We start from the raw sequence: 20,137 nt of genomic DNA, 5'->3' as shown, positions 1-20,137 counted from the left end.
CGACGATGGAGGCTCACGCACATGCTCACGCTCTCGACCACGCAGCTCTGGGTGCACGACCAGGACGAGGCGCTCGCCTTCTGGACCGAGAAGGTCGGTTTCGAGGTCAAGGAGGACGTCACCGTGCCCGAGATGGGCAACTTCCGGTGGCTGACCGTCGGACCGAAGGGCTCGTCCGGCTGCGCCGTCGTGCTCATGGCGATCCCCGGGGCGCCGGTCATGGACGACGCGACCCGCGCCGAGGTCACCCAGCTCATGGGCAAGGGGTTCGCGGGCGCGCTCTTCTTCACGACCGAGGACGCCTACGCGACCTACGACGCTCTCGCCGCCAAGGGCGTCGAGTTCACCGACAAGCCGACGGAGCAGCCCTACGGCATCGACTTCGGCTTCCGCGACCCGTCCGGCAACACGGTCCGGGTGTCGCAGCGGACGCCGATGGGCTGAGGCCCGGCCGCACGGCAGCAGGTGACGGCGTCGTCGACCGGTCAGCCGGTCGGCGGCGCCGTCGTCGGTGGCGGCACCCGGACGGTGATGCCCCGGGTCACCGCGCCGACCGGGGCGCAGGCCGTCAGGGTGACGATCACGTCGGCCGTCGCGTCCGGGAAGTCCGGGCCGTAGACGAGTGTCACGGACTCGCGCGCGGTGACGTCGACCAGGGGCGCGCCGGGCGGGCACCGCGGCGCGTCGCCGCTGCCCTGGAACCCCAGGCCCGGCTGCTCGACCCGGACGGCGAACGGCGTCGGGTCCTCCGACGACCCCGATCCCTCGGCGGCGCCCGCGGGGGCGGTGCCCGGCACCGCCCCGTCGACGACGATGTCGACGACGACGACCCGGGCGCCCGTGCCGGCGTAGGGCCCGGCCGCGGCCCCGACGACGACCGGGTCGGTGACCTGGACGACGTCGAAGAGCCCGTTCGGCGCCTGGGTGGGCGTGACCGCCGGGCCGCTCCCCCGGTCCGAGCGCGCCACGCCGTCGACGAGCGCGCCGCCGCCCGCGACGGCGAGCACGACCGCGGCCGCGAGGGCCGCCGTCCACCGGCGGGCAGCCGGTCGGAGGGGGCCTGCCGGTCGGCCCGGCGCGCGAGCAGGTCCAGGGCCCGCCCGAGGTCGTCCGGGGTGTCGTGCACCAGGTCGTCGGTGCTCATCGGGCCGCCTCCTCGCTCGTCGCCGTCGGGTCGGTGCGCAGCACGGCGCGCAGCGCCGTGAGCCCCTTGCTCGTCGTGCTCTTCACGCCGCCGACCGAGATGCCCATGACCGCGGCCGTCTCCGCCTCGGACAGGTCGCAGTAGTGCCGCAGGACGACGGCCACCTGCTGGCGCCGCGGCAGCCGGCGCAGCGCCGCGAGCACCTCGTCGAGCACGGCCTCGTCGTCGGCGACGTCCCCGCGACCGGCGGCGTCCGGCACCTGCGCCCAGGACGACTCGCGACCGCGGTGCCTGCGCCACCACGACGTCCGGGTGTTCACCATGACCCGCCGCAGGTACGCGTCGGGGTCCTCGTACGTGCTCACCTGGCGCCAGCGCGGCAGCACCTTGGCGTAGGCGGTCTGGAGCAGGTCCTCCGCGGTGTCGTGGTCGCCGGTGAGCAGGAACGCCAGCCGGGCGAGCCGGGGGCCGCTCGCGCGGACGTACGCGTCGAAGTCCTCGACCGTCCCGTCACCCATGCCGACGCCCCTGACCGCCCGCGGCTCCGCGTGCGGGCGCCGTCCTCACCCCACCACACGCGACGGGGCCCGCGGAGGTTTCCCCGCGGGCCCCGTCGTCCGTGCCGTTCGTCCGGTCAGGCGACCGGGAGGGCTCCGAGCTGGGCGTCGAGCCGCTCGACGTCGGCGCGGGCGGCGGCGAGGCGGCCCTCGATCTTCGCGACGACGTCCGCCGGGGCCTTCGCGAGGAACTGCTCGTTGCCGAGCTTGGCCTGCGCGGCGTCGGCCTCCTTGCGGGCGGTGGCGAGGTCCTTCTCGAGCCGCTTGCGCTCGGCGGCGACGTCGATCGCGCCGATGAGGTCGAGCTCGACCGTGACCGCGCCGGCCGCGAGCTTCGCGGACGGCGTGAAGCCGGCGTCCGCCGGGTCGAGCGTCGACAGCGCCCGGATCTCGCCCTCGTGCGCCGCGAGACCCGTCGCCTCGAGACCGCTCAGCCGGCCCGGGACCCGCTTGCCGGGCCGCAGCCCCTGCTCGGCGCGGAACCGCCGGACCTCGGTGACGAGGCGCTGCAGGTCGGCGACCTCTGCCTCGGCGGCGGGGTCGAGCGGGGCCGTCGCGCGGGCCGGGTCGACCTGCGGCCAGGCCGCGACGACGAGCGACTCGCCGCCGGTGAGCTCGGTCCACAGCGCCTCGGTGACGAACGGCGTCACGGGGTGCAGCAGGCGCAGGACGACGTCGAACACCTCACCGAGGACGCGCCGGGTCACCTGCGCGGCCGAACCCTCCTCGGCGAGCGGGAGCTTGGCGAGCTCCAGGTACCAGTCGCAGACCTCGTCCCACACGAAGTGGTAGAGCGCCTCGGTGGTCTTGGCGAACTGGAAGTCCTCGTACCCGGCGTCGACCTGGGCGGTGACGGTCGCGAGCCGGGAGAGGATCCAGCGGTCGACGACGGACTGCTCGGCCGCCGGCGGCAGGTCGCCCTCGACGGTCGCGCCGTTGAGCAGCGCGAACCGGGTGGCGTTCCACAGCTTCGTGCAGAAGTTGCGGCTGCCCGCGGCCCAGTCCTCGCTGATCGCCTGGTCCGAGCCGGGGTTGGCGCCCCGGGCGAGGGTGAAGCGCAGCGCGTCGGCGCCGTACTTGTCCATCCACTCGATCGGGTCGACGACGTTGCCGCGGGACTTCGACATCTTCTTGCCGAACTGGTCGCGGACCAGGCCGTGCAGGGCGACGACGTCGAACGGCTGCCGGCCGTCCATCGCGTAGAGGCCGAACATCATCATCCGGGCGACCCAGAAGAAGAGGATGTCGTAGCCCGTCACGAGGACGCTCGTCGGGTAGTACCGCTCGAGGTCGGCGGTGTCGTCCGGCCAGCCGAGGGTCGAGAACGGCCACAGCGCGCTGGAGAACCACGTGTCGAGGACGTCGGGGTCCTGGGTCCAGCCCTCGCCGGTGGGCGCCTCGTCGTCCGGGCCGACGCAGCGGACCTCGCCGTCCGGGCCGTACCAGACCGGGATCCGGTGCCCCCACCACAGCTGCCGCGAGATGCACCAGTCGTGCATGTTGTCGACCCAGCCGAACCAGCGCGGCTCGAGCTCCTTCGGGTGGATCTTCACCCGGCCGTCGCGCACGGCGTCCCCGGAGGCCTTCGCCAGCGGCGCGACGTTGACGAACCACTGCTTGCTCAGCCGCGGCTCGACGACCGTGTCGCACCGCGAGCAGTGCCCGACGGCGTGCACGTACGGCCGCTTCTCGGCGCCGACCCGGCCGAGCTCGGCGAGGGCCTCCCGGACGGCGACCCGGGCGGCGAACCGGTCGAGCCCGTCGAAGCGCGTGCCCGTGTTCGCGATGACGGCCTCGTTGGTCATGATGTCGAGCATCGGCAGGTCGTGCCGCTGGCCGATCTCGAAGTCGTTCGGGTCGTGCGCGGGGGTGACCTTGACCGCGCCGGTGCCGAACTCCGGGTCGACGTGGTCGTCGGCGACGACGGGGATCCGGCGACCGGTGAGCGGCAGCTCGACGTCGCGCCCGACGAGGTGGGCGTAGCGCTCGTCACCGGGGCTCACCGCGATCGCGGTGTCGCCGAGCATCGTCTCGACCCGGGTCGTCGCGACGACGATCCGGTCGTCGCCGGCCGGGTCGCCGTAGACGAGCTCGACGAGCTCGCCCTCGTCCTCGTGGTGCTCGACCTCGATGTCCGACAGCGCGGTGTGGCAGCGCGGGCACCAGTTGATGATGCGCTCGGCGCGGTAGATGAGGTCGTCGTCGTAGAGCCGCTTGAAGATGGTCTGGACGGCGCGCGAGAGCACCGGGTCCATCGTGAAGCGCTCGCGGCTCCAGTCGACGGAGTCGCCGAGGCGCTTCATCTGGCCGAGGATCGTGCCGCCCGACTCCTCCTTCCACTCCCAGACCTTCGCGACGAAGTCCTCGCGGCCGAGGTCGTGACGGGTCTTGCCCTCCGCGCGCAGGCCGCGCTCGACGACGTTCTGGGTCGCGATGCCGGCGTGGTCCATGCCGGGCAGCCACAGGGCGTCGAAGCCCTGCATCCGGCGGCGGCGGATCACCGAGTCCTGGATCGTGTGGTCGAGGGCGTGCCCGATGTGCAGGCTGCCCGTGACGTTCGGCGGCGGGATGACGATGCAGAACGGCGGCTTCCCGGAGGCCGGGTCGGCGGTGAAGTAGCCCTTCGATACCCAGCCCGAGTACAGCGGCCCCTCTACCTCGGCCGGGACGAACTTCGGCGGGAGGCTGGTGGTCGGGCGCGTCGTCGCGTCGGGGCTGGTCGAAGGCATGGCCGAAATCCTACGGAGGTTCGGGGTGTGCTCCGAACCGGGCTCAAGGTCGGGGCGCGTCGTGCCGAGGAGAGCGGGGACGAACGTCGAGCGCGGGGAGGTGGACGCCGGTGGCACGCACGGAGCCCGGGTACGACTACTTCCCGCAGGGCCGCCCCGGCCGGGCCGCCGAGGCCCCCGTCGCGGGGCGTCTCCCCGCGCAGCGCTCACGGCCCCTGCAGACCCTCGCCCCCGAGGACGACGGCCCCGACGCACCCTTCGTGCCCGCGGGCCGGCTGTCCGCCCCGCCGCCCAACCTGCCGCCGGTCTTCGAGCGGCCGGTGCAGCCGCCCGGCGACCAGCGGCCGTGGAGCTCGTCGGGCCGGTCCCCGGCCGCCGCTCCCCCGGCGTCCGTGACCTCGTCCGCCGGGCCCTCGTTGGCCGTGCCCCCGGCCGGCGTGCCCGGCCGCCCGGTGCCCGCGTTCACCGCGCACGCCGCGGCGCCGGTGTCCGGCCGCCCCGCACCGCCCGCCGGGCAGGACGCGGCATGGCGGGCGCCGTCCCCGCGACCGCTCCCGGCACCGCCGCAGGACGTGACGCTTGGCCGGCGGGCCCGCCGCCGCCCGGGCCGGGTCGCCGTCGCGTCGGTGCTCGCCGCGCTGCTCGCCGGGGCCGCCGGCTACGGCGCGGTCGTCGGCGTGCCCCGCTACCTCGAGCACGAGGACCGGGTCGTCTGGGAGCGCACGAGCGTGCACGTCCCGCGCACGGTCGCCGGCATGACCCGGATCACGACCGCGAGCGCCACGGCCCAGGCCAGGGCGGCCCAGACCGGGCTGCTCGGCTCCGGCGCCGGGCAGATGATCACCGACCTCGCCGTCTACGGCGGCAAGGCCGGCACCCGGGTGGTCGTCGTCGTCGGCCGCCCGCAGCACCCGCTCGAGGCGGACGAGCGCGAGCTCGTGCGGGCCGGCTTCACCCGCGCCGTCGCGGAGTCGGGCGTCGTCCTCACCGAACGCGACCCCGGCGAGCTCGGCGGCTGGTTCGGCTGCGGCGTCCACAAGGGCCGCACGACGATGTGCCTCGCCGTCGACGCGGGCGCCGTCGTGAGCGTCACGGTGACCGCGACGGGCGGCTCGGCGCTCACGCTCGCCCGGGAGGCCCGGGCCGCGGTGGAGCTGCGCGCCACGCCGTAGCCGGGTCCACGAACGCCGACGGGCCGCCCTGCGTCTGCAGGGCGGCCCGTCGTCTCGGTGGACCGGGTGCTAGGCCGACTTCTCGCGCCGCTCGCGCGGCTTGCGGGTCGGGGCCTCGCGCGGGACGAGCGTCGGGTTCACGTTGTTGAGCACGACCTCGCGGTTGACGACGACGCGCGCCACGTCGTCCCGGCTCGGGACGTCGAACATCACGGGGAGGAGGACCTCCTCCATGATCGCCCGCAGGCCACGGGCGCCGGTGCCGCGAAGGATCGCCTGGTCGGCGACCGCCTCGAGGGCGTCCTCGGTGAACTCGAGCTCGACGCCGTCGATCTCGAACATCCGCTGGTACTGCTTGACCAGGGCGTTCTTCGGCGCGGTGAGGATCGAGACGAGGGCCTCGCGGTCCAGGTTCGTCACCGTGGTGATGACCGGGAGCCGGCCGATGAACTCGGGGATGAGCCCGAACTTCAGCAGGTCCTCGGGCATGACGTCGCCGTAGGAGTCCGCGTCCGCGCGCGGGCTGTGCAGCGTCGCGCCGAAGCCGATGCCGCGCTTGCCCACCCGGGACTGGATGATCTGCTCGAGGCCGGCGAAGGCCCCGCCCACGATGAACAGCACGTTCGTCGTGTCGATCTGGATGAACTCCTGGTGCGGGTGCTTGCGGCCGCCCTGCGGGGGCACCGACGCCGTCGTCCCCTCGAGGATCTTCAGCAGCGCCTGCTGGACACCCTCGCCGGAGACGTCGCGCGTGATCGACGGGTTCTCGCTCTTGCGGGCGATCTTGTCGACCTCGTCGATGTAGATGATGCCCGTCTCGGCCTTCTTGACGTCGTAGTCCGCGGCCTGGATGAGCTTGAGCAGGATGTTCTCGACGTCCTCGCCGACGTAGCCGGCCTCGGTGAGCGCGGTGGCGTCCGCGATCGCGAAGGGCACGTTGAGCATCTTGGCGAGCGTCTGCGCGAGGTACGTCTTGCCGCAGCCCGTCGGGCCGATGAGCAGGATGTTCGACTTCGAGATCTCGACCGGGTCCTCACCACGGCGCGCCGGCTCGCCGGCCTGGATGCGCTTGTAGTGGTTGTAGACCGCGACGGCGAGGCTCTTCTTCGCCGACTCCTGCCCGACCACGTACTGCTCGAGGAACTCGAAGATCTCCTTGGGCTTGGGAAGCTCGACCAGGCCCAGCTCGCTCGCCTCGGCGAGCTCTTCCTCGATGATCTCGTTGCAGAGGTCGATGCACTCGTCGCAGATGTAGACGCCCGGCCCGGCGATGAGCTTCTTGACCTGCTTCTGGCTCTTGCCGCAGAACGAGCACTTCAGCAGATCGGGGCCGTCACCGATGCGTGCCACGAGGTGTCCTTCCTCCTGGGGGCCGGGTGTGTCGCGAGATACGGGCGGCGTCTCGTGCGTGGAACGGCCCCGTATCCATTGAACGCCACCCGAGCCCCCCTGTCAGCGGATGACCCTGACGGATCGGCGTGTCAGTTCTCGGTGCCGTACGCGGGGGTGTCCGTCTTCCGGCTCCCGAGCACGACGTCCACGAGACCGTACTCCACCGCCTGCTCGGCGGTGAGGATCTTGTCCCGCTCGATGTCGGTTCGCACCTTCTCGACGTCCCGCCCGCAGTGCCGGGCGAGCGTCTCCTCGAGCCAACCACGCATGCGCTGCACCTCGTTGGCCTGGATCTCGATGTCGCTCGCCTGGCCGTAGTCACCGCCGGACATCGCCGGCTGGTGGATGAGGACGCGTGCGTTCGGCAGGGCCAGGCGCTTGCCCTTGGCCCCGGCGCCGAGCAGGACGGCAGCGGCCGACGCGGCCTGCCCGAGGCAGACCGTGGAGATGTCGGGCTTGACGTACTGCATCGTGTCGTAGATCGCCGTGAGCGCCGTGAAGGAGCCGCCGGGCGAGTTGATGTACATGATGATGTCCCGCTCCGGGTCCTGGCTCTCCAGGACGATGAGCTGGGCCATGATGTCGTCCGCCGACGCGTCGTCGACCTGGACGCCGAGGAAGATGATGCGGTCCTCGAACAGCTTCGTGTACGGGTCCATCCGCTTGAAGCCGTAGGCGGTGCGCTCTTCGAAGTTCGGCAGGATGTAGCGGCTGCTGGGCATCTGCGGCATCTGCTGGCCGCCGCGGAGCGGGTTCACGTTCATGTCTGTCCTCCGGGGACGAGTCTGGTGGCTGCGGTCGGCGCGGCACCCGTGAGGGCTCGCGCAGCGGGCTGGTCGGGCGTCAGGACGCCGTCGTGCCGCCGCCGCCGCTGACCTGACCGGCCGAGCGGACGACGTGGTCGACGAGGCCGTACTCGAGCGCCTGCTCCGCGGTGAACCAGCGGTCGCGGTCGGAGTCACGGGCGATCGTCTCGGGCGTCTGGCCGGTCTGCTCGGCGATGAGCTCGGCCATCTGGCGCTTCATGTGGAGGATCAGCTCGGCCTGGATCTTGATGTCGCTGGCCGTGCCGCTGATGCCGCCGAGCGGCTGGTGCATCATGACCCGCGCGTGCGGCAGGGCGTAGCGCTTGCCCTTTGCACCGGCGGAGAGCAGGAACTGCCCCATCGACGCGGCCAGACCCATGGCGACCGTCGCGACGTCCGGCTGGACGAACTGCATCGTGTCGTAGATGGCCATGCCGGCCGTGACCGAGCCGCCGGGCGAGTTGATGTAGAGGTAGATGTCCTTGGTGGGGTCCTCCGCCGCGAGCAGCAGCAGCTGCGCGCAGATGGCGTTGGCGTTCTCGTCGCGGACCTCGGACCCCAGGAACAGGATCCGGTCGCGGAGGAGCCGGTTGTAGATGTGGTCGTCCAGACCCATCCCGGGCTGCGGGCCGCGGGCGGTCGGACCCTCGGCGAGCTCGCCGAAGGAAGGCGTCCCCGGCACGATCAGCTGGCTCACGATGGCACTCCCGGTGATCTCGGACGGCGATGACGACGTCTTCGGTGACGCTGGTCGCGGCGGTCGACAGAGCGTGTCACACGAGCTCTGACGGCCGACGCGCGGGGCGTCGTTACGAGCGACCCTAACGCCCACTACGGCAGGTCTTGCTCCCGGCCCGACCGATGTTCGCTGACGGCGCACGCGGGCCCGCCGAACGGCTGCGCCGTGCGCGAACAAAGTCGTCGCGCCGCCCGGGGCGGAGCTCCGGACGGCGCGACGGACGGGACGGGTGGTGCGGGTGGTGCGGGCGGTCAGCTCTTCGGGTCCTCGGCGGGCTCGAAGCCGCCGATGTCGGAGACGGTGATCGCCGTCGGGTCGGCGGCGGACGGCGCGGCGGCCGGGACGGCCTCCTCGACGCCGGCCTCGGCCTGCGCGTCGTCCGGGGAGATGAGCTGGATGCCGTCGTCCCCGTCCTCGTCCTGCGCGAAGAGCGCCTGGAGGTCGACGACGTTGCCGGACGCGTCGTTCACCACGGCCTTCTCGAGGACGGCGGCGAGCGCCTTGCGGCGGGCGACCTCGCCGACCATCGCCGGGATCTGGCCCGACTGGTCGACCATGCGGATGAACTCGTTCGGGTCCATGCCGTACTGCTGCGCGGAGGACACGAGGTACTGGAGCAGGTCGTTCTGGCCGACCGAGACCTGGACCTTCTCGGCGATCGCGTCGAGCAGGAGCTGCATGCGGACGCCCTTGCGGGTCTCCTCCTCGACCTCGGCGCGGTGCTCGTCGTCCTCGAGGCGCCCCTCGTTCTCGAGGTGGCGGTTGACCTCCTCGGTGACGACGCCGTCCGGGACGGCGACCTCGACGCTCTCCGTGAGGTGGTCGAGGAGCCGCTCGCGGGCCTGCAGGCCCTGCTCGAACTTCTTGCTCTCGGCCGTCTTCTCGCGCAGGTCGTCGCGCAGCTCGGCGAGGGTGTCGAACTCGCTCGCGAGCTGGGCGAAGTCGTCGTCGAGGTCGGGGAGCTGGCGCTCCTTGACGGCCTGGACGGTCAGCGTGATCGTCGCGTCCTGGCCGGCGCGGTCGCCGCCAGCGAGCTTGGAGACGAACGTCGTCGTCTCCCCCGCCTGCAGGCCGGCGAGGGCGTCGTCCATGCCCTCGAGCATCGTGCCGCTGCCGAGCTGGTACGAGACGTTGTTCGCGGCGTCGATCTCCTCGCCGTCGATCGACGCGGTGATGTCGATGGAGACGAAGTCGTTCTCGGCGATCGCGCGCTCGACGGTCGTCAGGGTGCCGAACCGCTCGCGCAGGCTCTCGACGCGGGTGTCGACGTCCTCGTCGCTGACCTCGATGTCGTCGACCGTCACGACGATGCCCTCGAGCTCCGGCAGGTCGATCTGCGGGCGGACGTCGACCTCGGCGGTGAACTTGAGGTCACCACCGGCGGTCGGGTCCGGGACGTCGGTGACGTCGACGGTCGGCTGGCCGAGGGGGCGGACGTCGCTCTCCTCGACCGCCTGGGCGTAGAACTTCGGGAGGGCGTCGTTGACGGCCTCCTCGAGGACCGCGCCCTTGCCGATCCGCTGGTCGATGATGCGCGGCGGGACCTTGCCCTTGCGGAACCCGGGGATGTTCACCTGGCTCGCGATGGACTTGTAGGCCGCGTCGAGGCTCGGCTTGAGCTCGTCGAACGGCACCTCGACGGTGAGCTTCACCCGGGTCGGGTTGAGGGTCTCGACGGCGCTCTTCACTGCGGGCTTCTCCTGCGGATGGATGGCGTGGGTCAGGCACCGCGCGCTCGGAACGCGTGCGCATCGCCCGGACGGCGACGGCGCCGCCCGTCATCGTAGCCGTCTGCGTGCGGGCGTCCGAATCAGGCGTCGGCGGCGGACCCGCCCTGGCTGTCCGTGTAGAGGCAGAACGGGTGACCCGCCGGGTCGAGCAGCACGCGGACGTCGTCCTGGGGCTGCACGTCCGCGAGCCGGGCCCCGACCGCGAGGGCGTGCGCGACCCCCTCGGCGAGGTCGTCGACCTCGAGGTCGAGGTGCATCGACATCTGCGGGCGGCCCTCGACCGTCGGCCAGACCGGCGGGACGTACAGCGGGTCGGTCGCGAAGGCGAAGTTGTAGCCGGCGTCCTCGGACGGGGCGAGGTCGACCCACGTGTCGCTCTCGTTGAAGATCTGCCAGCCGAGCAGGTCGGCGTAGAACCGGGCCAGGGCCCGGGCATCGGTGGAGTCGAGGACGACCCCGAACCAGGTGGACCGCGTCCGCAGCGGCATGCCGTACCTCCCGCACCCGCGTCGCGGGCTTCTCCTGCCGGTCGGGGTAGCCGGATTCGAACCGGCGGCCTTCCGCTCCCAAAGCGGACGCGCTACCAAGCTGCGCCATACCCCGTGGCTGCCCGGCGCACTCCCCGCGCACCGTCCGTGGCCTCTGCCCAGGACGACGGCCGGGGCACCGCCGGGAACCGTTCGGCCACCCGTCCAGCGGGCGGCAGGCACTAGGCTACGACGTGCGAGGTCGACGCCGGGCACGCATTCCGCCCCGCTGCCGACCATCGCGCGGGTGTAGCTCAATGGCAGAGCCCCAGCCTTCCAAGCTGGTCATGCGGGTTCGATTCCCGTCACCCGCTCGTTGCGCGAGGAGGGCGCCCCCACGCTTTTCGGGGGCGCCCTCCTCGCGCAACGACCAATGGTCATGCCGGGAATCGGGAGGAGCGGAGCGGGCTCGCGAGGAACGAGCGAGCCCGCGGAGCGACGGATCCCGTCACCCGCTCTGGTCGTCGAAGGGGCGGGCCCACGCTTTTCGGGCCCGCCCCTTCGACGACCGGACCAGGAGCGCTGCCGGGGATCGGGCGGAGCGCAGCGGGCCCGCGAGGAACGAGCGGGCCCCGTCACCCAGGGAACAACCACCCCACCGCACGCACGGCGTTCTCGACATACTCCCGCCGCCCGGTCTCCGCACCGAACGCGAGATCCTCGAGCGCGGCGCACCGCGCGTAGAACAGCACGCGGTCGTCGAACCCGGGGTCGACCGGTCCCCGGTACCGCGCCATGAGCCCGGCGACGAACCCCGGCCCGAGGTCCCGCAGGAGCCGCGACACGTCGACGGCAGGGTCGGCGAGCGCTGCGTCGGACCAGTCGAGGACGCCGGTCAGCCGGTCGCCCTCGACGAGCAGGTGCTCCGCCCCGAGGTCGTTGTGGACCGGCACCCGCACCGGCGCGGCAGGCGGGACGTCGCGCCGCACGACGGCGAGCAGGTCGGCGGGGCCGTCGAGACCGTCGAGCCACTCCCCCGGCTCCGCGTCGTCGTCCGGCAGCAGCGCCTCGAACTCCTCGAGCAGCCCGCCGTCCGCGGCGTGCAGGTCCGTGAGCAGGGCGGCGAGACCGGCAGCGAGACCGGCCGGCGGCCGCCGACCGAGGAGCGGCTCGCCGGGGAGGAGGTCCAGGACCATGGCGCCGTCCTCGACGTGCCGCGGTACGGGGGCCGGCCAGCCGAGCCGTTCGCGGAGCAGCACGAGCAGCGCCGGCTCCCACGCCGGGAACGCGCCGACCCTGACGACGAGGTCGCCGTGCCGGAAGGCGGTGTGGTCGAGCCCGGACCCGAGGACGTCGAGCGACCGTGCGGTGGCGCCCGGCTCGACGCGGCGGACCGCAGCGGCGGCCCGCTCCCGGAGACCGTCCTGCGGCGACTCCACGCGCGCCCACCTCCCACCGTCGACCGATGACCGGAGCCGTGTCCCGGGCATCCCGGTCCCCGACCGTAGACGTCCCGCCGTCCGCGCGCGGTCGCCACGATCGATGCAGGCATCGATGTGCGGTCCGCGGGGTCATCACCCCGGAAACCGCGCATCGATCACTGCATCGATCGCCGGCCGGTGCTCTGGCTCGCTGCTGCGGGCAGAGCAGAGCATGGGTGCGGCAGCACGGTCAGGGGCCGGTGCACGAGACTCCACGGATGGCCGCCGACGACGACCCGACCGCTCCCACCACCGAGGACCGGGCGCTCGAGCCCGGGTGCTACGTCTGCGACCGCACCGCTGCGGCGGCGTTGCCCCGCTGGCAGCGCATCGTCCGCACCCCGCGCTGGCGCGTCGTCCACGACTTCCAGACGTCGCTGCCGGGCTGGCTCGTCATCGTCCCCGAACGGCACGTGACGACGATCGCCGACCTCACCGCGGACGAGGCCTGCGAGCTCGGAGAGCTGCTGCGGACGCTGTCGATCGCGCTCCGCGAGACGGTCGGCTGCGTCAAGACGTACGTCATGCAGTTCTCCGAGGCGGAGGGGTTCGCGCACCTGCACTTCCATGTCGTGCCGCGAGCGGCGGACCTCCCCGACGACCGTAGGGGTCCGTACGTGTTCGGCTACCACGGCGGGGACCCGGCCGCGCACGTCACCGAGGCGGACCGGGACGCCCTCGCGGAGCGGATCGGCGCGGTCCTCGAGCGCCTCAGGGCGGGCGCCTCCCGGTGAGCCGGGTCAGGGGCGGCGGCCGGCGACGTCGCGGCCCGTCGCGGGCCAGCGGTCCGGCCACGACGGCGACGCCGGGCGCATGAGAACCTCCCGGTACACCCGGGTCTCGGCGTCCGGGTAACGGTCGAGGGTCGCGAGCAGGTCGTCCCGCTCGCGCTGCGTCGCGTAGGCGCCGAGGCTGCGGGCCAGGTCGCGGCGCCACCGCCGCTCGGCCCGTGCGACGACGAGGTGCGCACGCAGAAGGACGACGCGGTGCCGTAGGTCCATGGGGGCCTCCCCGTGGCCGACGAGGCGCTCCGGGGGCCTCGTCGCCCTCTTCGAGAGTACGCCGCGATCCGCCGCGGAGCGCCTGCCGATCCGGGCCGGATCAGCCGCTCGTGAGGTCGACGAGGGCGGTGAGGGTGCGCCAGTTCCGGGCGGTGCCGTCGACGCCCAGCCGCCTGAGCAGCATCGCGTGCTGGAGCCGGCTCCCGTCGATCGACGACGCGTACCGGACGACGATCTCGCGGCCGCGGGCCGCCAGCCCGTCCTGCCCCCGCTCGACCGCGAGCAACGCCGCGAGCCTGTCCGGATCGGGCTCGGCCGTGAGGTGGACGACGTGGACCCGCGTGGGGGCGGAAGCGGCCTCCGGGAACGGGCACCAGCCGTGCACCGCCCTCAGGTCTGCGGGCGACCGGACGACGACGGGCGTGTCGACACCGAAGTGCTCGCGGACGACGGCGCGGACCGTCGCGGCGACCCGCTCCGGCGAACGGTGACCGGACGTCGTGATGACGTTGCCGCTCTGGACGTAGCTTCGGACGTCGCGGAACCCGTTGTCCGACAGCACCTCCCGCAGCCGCGGCATGTTCACCTTGTTGCGGGCACCGAGGTTCACGGCGCGCAGCAGGGACACCCAGACCGGCATGACCGCAGGGTATCCGCCCGGTCGCGCGGTCAGCCCGCCAGCAACGCGAGCAGCACCTGGTACCCGGCGTCCGGGTCGCCGTCGACGGTGCGGACGACGTGCGTGCCGGGCCGGGACCGGACGAGGTCCAGCATCCGGGAGTGCTTGTCCACCAACGCCTGCGGGCCGCCGGCCCGGGCGAGGAGCTCGGCCGCGAGCGTGTGCTCGGGCCGCTCGGCGCGACCGGCGCGGACGGCGAGCCGGGCGGCGGCCACGGGCAGGTCGACGTCGAGGCAGACCTCGACGAACCGGGCGCCGGTGCCCGCCGCGAGCGCGGCCAGGGTCTCCACGAACGGCGTCCGCGCGAGGAACTGCGGCACGAGGACGTCGCGGCCCGCCAGCAGCAGCCCCCGGGCCTGCTCGACGGCGACCTCGCGGGCGAGCAGGCCCGCGTCGACGTCCGCCGGGTCGGGATGGTCGAGGCCGGCGCGGACGACGTCCACGTCGACGACGACCGCGGGCGGGTGCTCCGCGGCCCAGCGCCCGGCGAGCGTCGACTTCCCGCTGCCCGGCAGGCCGTTGAGCAGGACGAGCCGCGGCGGCACGGCGGGCTGCGCTGAGGTCACGGTCCGATCCTGCCGCCCGGCGGGGACAGCCCGCCCGCGCCGGGCTCAGAGCCGGACCCGGACCAGCACGCCGCCGCCCGACGGGTCGACCGACTCGACCCGCAGCCCGGTGAGGTCGGCGGCCGGGGCCGCCGCGCTGACCGAGAGCGTGAACGGGTCGGGCTGCCCGGACGTCCCGAACCCGGACGCCGGGACCTGCCAGGTCGCGAGCACCTGCGTCGCGCCGTCGCCGCGCAGGGCGACGAGCCGGCACGACCGCGGCCCCGTCAGGCCCGTCAGCGACAGCGACACCCGAGAGCCCGGTGTGCCCGGCGGTGCGGGCGTGACCTCGACCTCGGCCGCCACCCCGGTCTTCGGGTCGGCGGCGTCGGCCCGCCGGACGCCGTCGCCCGACGACCCGCCCGACGACCCGCCCGACGACCCGCTCGACGACCCGCTCGACGGCTTGTCGGGCGGCTCGTCGTACGACTGGTCGGACGGCTCGTCGGACGGCTGGTCGGAGGCCGGACCGGACGCAGGTCCGGGCGCGCTCTCCGACGTCCGCGGCACGACGACCGGCGCCGGGGCGAGCCCGAGCTCGTCGGCACCGGCGACACCGCCGGCGGCGAGCAGGGCGACGGTCGCCGCGAGCGGCAGGAGCAGCCTCGGGCGGCCCGCCCGGCGGGCCCGGAGCCCGGCCCGCGCCGTGCGCCGGGTGCCGGCGACGCCGGCGACGCCGTCGACGGCCCGGACGTCGCCCCGTGCGACGTGCGCAGGCACCGGCGACGACCGGGCGCCGACCACCGGACCACCGGCGGGAGGGCTGCGCACGGCGGCGACGCCGTCCGGCCGCGGGAAGCCGACGGGCGGCGTGACGTCGGCGCCGGGCGCCATCGCCCGGGCCACCCGCGGCCCGCTCCGGGCCTGGTCGGTCTGCGTCCTGGCGCGGGTGAGCATGACGACGACCGGAGCCAGCCCGGCGAGCTCGGCGCGGCACCCCGGGCACGACGTCATGTGCTCGCTGAAGACCCGCTCGGCGTCGGCGTCGAGCAGCCGGAGCAGGTACGCCCCGACCCCGACGTGCGCCCCGGCGGCCCAGTCCCGCCGGCCGCCCTGGCCGGCGGCCAGCGCGCGCAGCGCCTCGTGCAGCCGCTGGGTGAGCACCGCCGCGGGGACGCCGGCCGCCGCCGCGGCCTCGACGACGCCGCGGCCGCGCAGCCACGTGTCGGCGAGGACCTGCCGGTGCTCGGGCCGCAGCGCCCGCAGCGCGTCGACGACGGCGGTCCCCTGGGTCCACGCGCCGGGCACGGCGCCCGGGCCCACGCCGACCCCGCCGGCCGGGGTCGCGAGGACCGGGCCGCCGGACGGCGCGGTCACGACGTCCCCACGGCGAGCGCGTCGTCCTCCGGGGGCTCGAGCCGGACGCCGACCCCGCGCACCGTCCAGAGGTACCGCGGGCGCGACGCCGACTCCCCGAGCTTGCGGCGAAGGCACGAGAGGTGGACGTCGACCGTCTGCGGGTCGACGTACGCGCTCTCCCAGACCTCGGCGAGGATCGTCCGCCGGGAGACGACCTGCCGGGGCCGGCGCGCGAGGTAGAGCAGCAGCTCGAACTCGCGCGGGGTCAGGCAGAGCGTGCGGCCGTCGACGACGGCGACCCGGCGCCGGGGCTCGACCCGCAGGCCGCCGACGACGACGGCGTCCGGGGCGGCGACGGTCCTCGTCCGGCGCAGCAGCGCGCGGACCCGCGCCAGCAGCAGCGGTGCCGCCCAGGGCCGGGGCAGCACGCTGTCCGCACCACCGCGCAGCAGCCGGGTCGCGCCGGCCTCGTCGCTGCGCCGGGTCACCGCGAGCACCGCCGCGGACGTGACCCGGCGGACCGCCTCGAGGGACTCGACGCTCTCCTCGTCGGTCGCGTCGAAGCCGATGACCACGACGTCGGGCGGGTTCGAGACGAGCTCCTCGAGCGAGTCCCGGACCCGCGGGACGCTGCGGACCGTGTGGCCGGCGTCCGTGAGCCGGTGGATGAGCGACGCACGTGCGTCGATGTCTTGGTGGATCACGAGCAGTCGGGCCATCGCCGACATGCCTCCGGTTCCTTCGGCCCGGCCCGCGGGACCTCGTCGTCCCGCGGCCGGGCCTCTCGCGTCAGCCGACGGCCGCCAGCCGCGGTGCCTCGATCGGTGTCTGGATCCCTGCGTGGATCGGTGCGTGGGTCGGTGCCTGGATCTCGGCCACGGCGTGGATCGCCGCGCCGGACGTCGCGAGCAGGCCGCGGGCCATGGAGGTGAAGGCCCGGGTGGCGTTGACCGCCACGACCCCTTCGAGGCCGGTGCTGCCGTAGTGGCTGATGAGGACGCCGCCGCGGGCGACGTCGCGGCGCCCGGGCCGCAGGTACGTCACCCGCACCTCGCCGTCCGACGGCAGCATGCCGATCACCTGGATCCGGAGCCCGAACTGCTCGGACCAGAACCGCGGCACGTGCGTCACCGCGCCGCCCGGCGGCTCCCCGCCGAGCAGGGTCGCCGCGGCCGCCCGGCCGTGCTCCCAGGCGGTGATCCACTGCCCGAGCCGGACGGGCCGGGGCGAGTACTGCAGGTTCGGCCAGCGGGCCACCGTGCCGGCGGCGACGACGTCCGGGGCGCCCACGACGCGCAGCCGCTCGTCGCACAGCAGGCCGTCGCTGGTGTCCAGGCCGGGGACGCCGTCCAGCCAGCCCGTGTCGGGACGCTCGCCGACCGTCGCGACGACGGCGTCCGCGACGACCTCGGTGCCGTCGTCGAGCAGCAGCAGCCAGCCCCGCCGGACCGGCTCCACCCGCCGGACGCGGCGCCCGAGCCGCAGGTCGACCCGCTGCCGGGCGAGCTCGTCGGTGACGAGTGCCCCGGCCATCGGCCCCAGCGGACGGCCGAGCACGCGGTCCGACGGGTCGACGAGGATGCACGTGCGGCCGCTCGAGCAGACGAACGACGCGACCTCGCACCCGGTGAGCCCGCCGCCGACGACGGCGACGACGGACGCCGTCCGCAGCTCGCCGCGCAGCCGCCAGGCGTCCGCGAGCGTGTAGAGGACGTGGAAGCCCGGCTGCCCGACCGGCCACCCGGGCGGGACGACGGGCGCGGCGCCGGTCGCGACGACGAGCCCGTCGTAGCCGATCTCCTCGCCCTCGTCGGTCGTCAGCACCTTGGCCCACGGGTCGAGCGCCGCGGCCCGGCGGCCGAGCCGCCACGTCACGTCGAGCCGCGGGTCCATCGGCAGCGCCACGTCGGCCGGACGCTGCTTGCCGGACAGGACGCCCTTGGCGCACGCCGTCCGGTCGTAGGGGGGTGTCGTCTCGTCGTGGAGGACGACGACCTCGCCGTCGAACCCGGCGGCGCGCAGCTGCTCGACGGCAGCCGTCCCGGCGCGGCCGGCGCCCACGACGACCGCCCGCTGGCGGCTCGCTGTCATGTCCGGACCTTTCTGCTCGCACGGTCGATGGGCACGGGCGGCGGGACGACCGACCCGTGCGGGGGTGTGGGGGGTGCCGCCATGACGACCTCGGTGGCGCCCTGGCCGAGCCGGATGGCACGCGCCGGGCAGACCCGGGCCGCCCGGACGACGGAGTCCGCGGCGTCCACGGGGACGGACGCGTCGTAGGTGAGCCGGCCGTCACCGCTGAGCTGGAACACCCCGGGCGCCTCGTGCTCGCAGAAGCCGAAGCGCAGGCACAGCGAGGCGTCGACCTCGATCTCCAGCCGGCTGCCGGGCCGGCTGATGCTCAGGGTGCGCTCGCCGCGGCGCCGGGCGGCGGTCGCCCAGCGCGTCGTCCAGGCCCACGTCACCGCGGTGACGAGGGTCGTGCCGACGACCGTGCCCCAGGCCCAGGGCCGGCCGGCGTCGCTGCCGCTCACGAGCACGTGGGTGACCATGAGCAGGTAGCCGACGTAGTTGAGCATGTGCAGCGCCCGCCAGCGGTTCTGGCCGAGCCGGTGCCGCACCGCGGTCGCGAGCGTCGCGGCGACCATGAGCTCGAAGGCGAGCGTCCCGACGCCCTCCCCGAGCCGGACGAGCCGCGGCAGGTCGCCCCAGGCCGGGTGGTCGAGGTTGCGGAACGGCAGGAACACGTCGAGCAGGCCGGTCGCTGTCACGGGCGCCGCGGCCTGGGCGGCGCCGTGGACGAGGCCCAGGCAGAGCCCGGTGAGCCCTAGCCCCATGTGCGTGGAGTACAGGGTGGAGTGCCGGACGCGGGTGGACGCCCAGCCGTTGCGCAGGAACATGCCCCACATGACCGCTGCCCAGACGAGCAGGTAGGAGGCGAACCCGGCCGACGCGGCGACGACGTGGACACCGTTGTCGGGCGGTGCGGCGAGAGCCGCGGTGCTGGTCAGTGCCGTCGTGATCCCCGAAATCATCGACGGCCCTGCTACGCAGCGTGAGTGCGGGTCGACACCGGTGGACCGGCTGCCGGATGGCTCCCGGTGCGGTGGCGTCTCAAGGGCAGTCTTCGCGACGCCCGGCGGCCGGAGGATGTCGCATCCCGGCCGCGACCTGGAGGCCTGCGCTGAAACGCCAGCCCTGACAAGGCGTTGGCGGAGGTTGTCATGGGGCGACAGTAGACCTCGATCTTTGCCCCGTGACCATAGCGAGACGTTAGGGAATCGTTAAACGGCACCTCTGCGCGTTGACGCCACCTCCCGGCCTTCCTTGAATGAGCGCGGTCCGAAAGGCAACGCACGGTGACGGCGACAGAGAGGAGGACCGACGCGATGAACCGACGGACCCGCTGCGCCGCAGCGTTTCTGCTCGCGATGGCCACCCTCGTCGGGGCCGGCACCGGCCCGGCCGCGGCGGACCAGGCACCCTCGCTGACCGCCGCCGACCGGGACCTCGTCGTCCGGGTCCGGCTCGCCGGCCTCTGGGAGATCCCGGCCGGTGACATGGCCGAGACCAAGGGCTCCACGGCCCGGGTCCGCGAGGTCGGCAAGCTCATCTCGGCGCAGCACATCGCCCTGGACAAGCTCGCCGTCACCGCCGCACGCCGGCTGGGCATCGAGCTGCCCGACGAGCCGACGCCGGAGCAGGCGTACTGGCTGCGCGAGATGCGGGCGGCCTCCGGGCCGACGTTCGACCGGGTCTTCGCGCAGCGTCTGCGGGAGGCGCACGGCCGGATCTTCCCCGCCATCGCGGCAGTGCGGGCCGGCACCCGGGACCCCGTCGTCCGCGAGCTCGCCAACGACGCGAACGACTTCGTCAAGACCCACCTCGACCTGCTCGACAGCACCGGCGCCGTCGACTACGGGCACCTCCCGCCGCTCACCGGACCGGCGGCCGAGGAGCACCGGTTCGTGCTCCTCGGCGACCCCCGGCACCCCGGCCGGGACGGCACCGACGAGCAGGTCCGGCAGGCGCTCGTCGGTCTCACCGGCGGCCTCGCCGCGCTGCTCGCGCTCGTCCTCGGGATCCGGGTGCTCTTCCCGGCCCGGGGCACCCGGGTCGTCCGGCCGCCGGAGCCGGCGTCACCGCCGCACCGACGGCAGTAGCACCACCTCGTGCCTCGTGGCACCACCTCGTGCGTCAGAGCCATCGAGCCTTCCGGGCCTCGAGCCATCCGCACCATCCGAGCACCGACACCGAAGAAGGTTGCAACCATGCGTCGTCCCCGACGCCCAGGCCTACGCCGAGCGCCACGAGGGCGGCGGTGCGCAGGGAGGTG

The 20,137-nt window shown here is 74.1% G+C and carries 20 protein-coding genes and 2 tRNA genes; 5 read left to right on the top strand and 17 right to left on the bottom strand.

The window, feature by feature from the left end; translation table 11 throughout:
- Positions 1 to 21: 21 nt before the first annotated feature.
- Entirely contained in the window at positions 22 to 444 is a 423-nt protein-coding gene (locus tag ECOMGDLI_RS12475) for a VOC family protein (protein WP_088317158.1), read from the top strand.
- 41 nt (positions 445 to 485) lie between these two features.
- On the opposite strand, the gene ECOMGDLI_RS12470 is transcribed toward ECOMGDLI_RS12475, so the two are convergent.
- The 3 genes from ECOMGDLI_RS12470 to ECOMGDLI_RS12460 all read right to left on the bottom strand — a co-directional run bounded on the left by ECOMGDLI_RS12470 (position 486) and on the right by ECOMGDLI_RS12460 (position 4,430).
- Positions 486 to 1,007: a hypothetical protein gene (locus tag ECOMGDLI_RS12470; RefSeq protein ID WP_088317157.1), complete on the bottom strand. Its 522-nt coding sequence runs from the start codon at positions 1,005 to 1,007 to the stop codon at positions 486 to 488.
- 133 nt (positions 1,008 to 1,140) lie between these two features.
- Complete coding sequence (locus ECOMGDLI_RS12465; protein WP_088317156.1) at positions 1,141 to 1,662, bottom strand: SigE family RNA polymerase sigma factor; 522 nt, start codon at positions 1,660 to 1,662, stop codon at positions 1,141 to 1,143.
- Between the two features lie 116 nt (positions 1,663 to 1,778).
- Positions 1,779 to 4,430, bottom strand: coding sequence for a valine--tRNA ligase (locus tag ECOMGDLI_RS12460; protein ID WP_088317155.1), 2,652 nt, complete (start codon positions 4,428 to 4,430; stop codon positions 1,779 to 1,781).
- 110 nt (positions 4,431 to 4,540) lie between these two features.
- On the opposite strand from ECOMGDLI_RS12460, the gene ECOMGDLI_RS12455 reads away from it, so the two are divergent.
- Entirely contained in the window at positions 4,541 to 5,602 is a 1,062-nt protein-coding gene (locus ECOMGDLI_RS12455) for a hypothetical protein (RefSeq protein WP_088317154.1), read from the top strand.
- A gap of 69 nt (positions 5,603 to 5,671) precedes the next feature.
- On the opposite strand, the gene clpX is transcribed toward ECOMGDLI_RS12455, so the two are convergent.
- The 6 genes from clpX to ECOMGDLI_RS12425 form a co-directional block, all read right to left on the bottom strand.
- Positions 5,672 to 6,952 (bottom strand): ATP-dependent Clp protease ATP-binding subunit ClpX, encoded by a 1,281-nt coding sequence (gene clpX, locus ECOMGDLI_RS12450; protein WP_088317153.1) that lies wholly within the window; start codon positions 6,950 to 6,952, stop codon positions 5,672 to 5,674.
- A 131-nt stretch (positions 6,953 to 7,083) separates the two neighbouring features.
- Entirely contained in the window at positions 7,084 to 7,758 is a 675-nt protein-coding gene (locus ECOMGDLI_RS12445; protein WP_088317152.1) for an ATP-dependent Clp protease proteolytic subunit, read from the bottom strand.
- 79 nt (positions 7,759 to 7,837) lie between these two features.
- On the bottom strand, positions 7,838 to 8,416 hold the full coding sequence (locus ECOMGDLI_RS12440) for an ATP-dependent Clp protease proteolytic subunit (protein ID WP_088282811.1): 579 nt from the start codon (positions 8,414 to 8,416) through the stop codon (positions 7,838 to 7,840).
- Between the two features lie 374 nt (positions 8,417 to 8,790).
- Positions 8,791 to 10,227 (bottom strand): trigger factor, encoded by a 1,437-nt coding sequence (tig, locus tag ECOMGDLI_RS12435; protein ID WP_088317151.1) that lies wholly within the window; start codon positions 10,225 to 10,227, stop codon positions 8,791 to 8,793.
- 122 nt (positions 10,228 to 10,349) lie between these two features.
- A complete protein-coding gene (locus ECOMGDLI_RS12430) occupies positions 10,350 to 10,757 on the bottom strand; it encodes a VOC family protein (protein WP_088317150.1) in 408 nt (135 codons plus the stop codon).
- A 41-nt stretch (positions 10,758 to 10,798) separates the two neighbouring features.
- Positions 10,799 to 10,872: transfer RNA gene (locus ECOMGDLI_RS12425), tRNA-Pro, on the bottom strand.
- Between the two features lie 167 nt (positions 10,873 to 11,039).
- Here ECOMGDLI_RS12425 and ECOMGDLI_RS12420 point away from each other — a divergent pair.
- Positions 11,040 to 11,110, top strand: a tRNA-Gly gene (locus ECOMGDLI_RS12420).
- A 261-nt stretch (positions 11,111 to 11,371) separates the two neighbouring features.
- Here the strand turns inward: ECOMGDLI_RS12420 and ECOMGDLI_RS12415 are convergent.
- Positions 11,372 to 12,175: a phosphotransferase family protein gene (locus ECOMGDLI_RS12415; protein WP_158220990.1), complete on the bottom strand. Its 804-nt coding sequence runs from the start codon at positions 12,173 to 12,175 to the stop codon at positions 11,372 to 11,374.
- 260 nt (positions 12,176 to 12,435) lie between these two features.
- Between ECOMGDLI_RS12415 and ECOMGDLI_RS12410 the strand changes: the two genes are divergently transcribed.
- Entirely contained in the window at positions 12,436 to 12,951 is a 516-nt protein-coding gene (locus tag ECOMGDLI_RS12410; RefSeq protein ID WP_088317148.1) for an HIT family protein, read from the top strand.
- A 6-nt stretch (positions 12,952 to 12,957) separates the two neighbouring features.
- Here the strand turns inward: ECOMGDLI_RS12410 and ECOMGDLI_RS12405 are convergent, their stop codons facing one another.
- From ECOMGDLI_RS12405 to ECOMGDLI_RS12375, 7 genes are all read right to left on the bottom strand, one after another.
- Positions 12,958 to 13,218, bottom strand: a complete 261-nt coding sequence (locus tag ECOMGDLI_RS12405; RefSeq protein ID WP_088317147.1) for a hypothetical protein — start codon at positions 13,216 to 13,218, stop codon at positions 12,958 to 12,960.
- 100 nt (positions 13,219 to 13,318) lie between these two features.
- Positions 13,319 to 13,858 (bottom strand): DUF1697 domain-containing protein, encoded by a 540-nt coding sequence (locus tag ECOMGDLI_RS12400; RefSeq protein WP_088317146.1) that lies wholly within the window; start codon positions 13,856 to 13,858, stop codon positions 13,319 to 13,321.
- Positions 13,859 to 13,887: 29 nt separating this feature from the next.
- Positions 13,888 to 14,463: an AAA family ATPase gene (locus ECOMGDLI_RS12395; protein ID WP_088317145.1), complete on the bottom strand. Its 576-nt coding sequence runs from the start codon at positions 14,461 to 14,463 to the stop codon at positions 13,888 to 13,890.
- 45 nt (positions 14,464 to 14,508) lie between these two features.
- Positions 14,509 to 15,819, bottom strand: a complete 1,311-nt coding sequence (locus ECOMGDLI_RS12390) for a hypothetical protein (protein WP_088317144.1) — start codon at positions 15,817 to 15,819, stop codon at positions 14,509 to 14,511.
- Positions 15,816 to 16,529, bottom strand: coding sequence for a response regulator transcription factor (locus ECOMGDLI_RS12385; protein ID WP_233153427.1), 714 nt, complete (start codon positions 16,527 to 16,529; stop codon positions 15,816 to 15,818). The genes ECOMGDLI_RS12390 and ECOMGDLI_RS12385 overlap by 4 nt, the downstream gene beginning before the upstream one ends.
- 61 nt (positions 16,530 to 16,590) lie before the next feature.
- Entirely contained in the window at positions 16,591 to 17,892 is a 1,302-nt protein-coding gene (locus ECOMGDLI_RS12380; protein ID WP_088317143.1) for an NAD(P)/FAD-dependent oxidoreductase, read from the bottom strand.
- A complete protein-coding gene (locus ECOMGDLI_RS12375) occupies positions 17,889 to 18,836 on the bottom strand; it encodes a ferredoxin (RefSeq protein ID WP_088317142.1) in 948 nt (315 codons plus the stop codon). Before ECOMGDLI_RS12375 ends, ECOMGDLI_RS12380 begins: the two co-directional genes overlap by 4 nt.
- 354 nt (positions 18,837 to 19,190) lie before the next feature.
- Here ECOMGDLI_RS12375 and ECOMGDLI_RS12370 point away from each other — a divergent pair, with 354 nt between their 5' ends.
- Positions 19,191 to 19,964, top strand: a complete 774-nt coding sequence (locus tag ECOMGDLI_RS12370) for a DUF4142 domain-containing protein (RefSeq protein ID WP_088317141.1) — start codon at positions 19,191 to 19,193, stop codon at positions 19,962 to 19,964.
- Positions 19,965 to 20,137 lie beyond the last annotated feature (173 nt).

It is taken from the genome of Kineosporia sp. R_H_3 (assembly GCF_002198675.1).
Classification (GTDB): Bacteria; Actinomycetota; Actinomycetes; order Actinomycetales; family Kineosporiaceae; genus R-H-3.
This window is presented reverse-complemented; position numbering and strand designations above follow the sequence as displayed.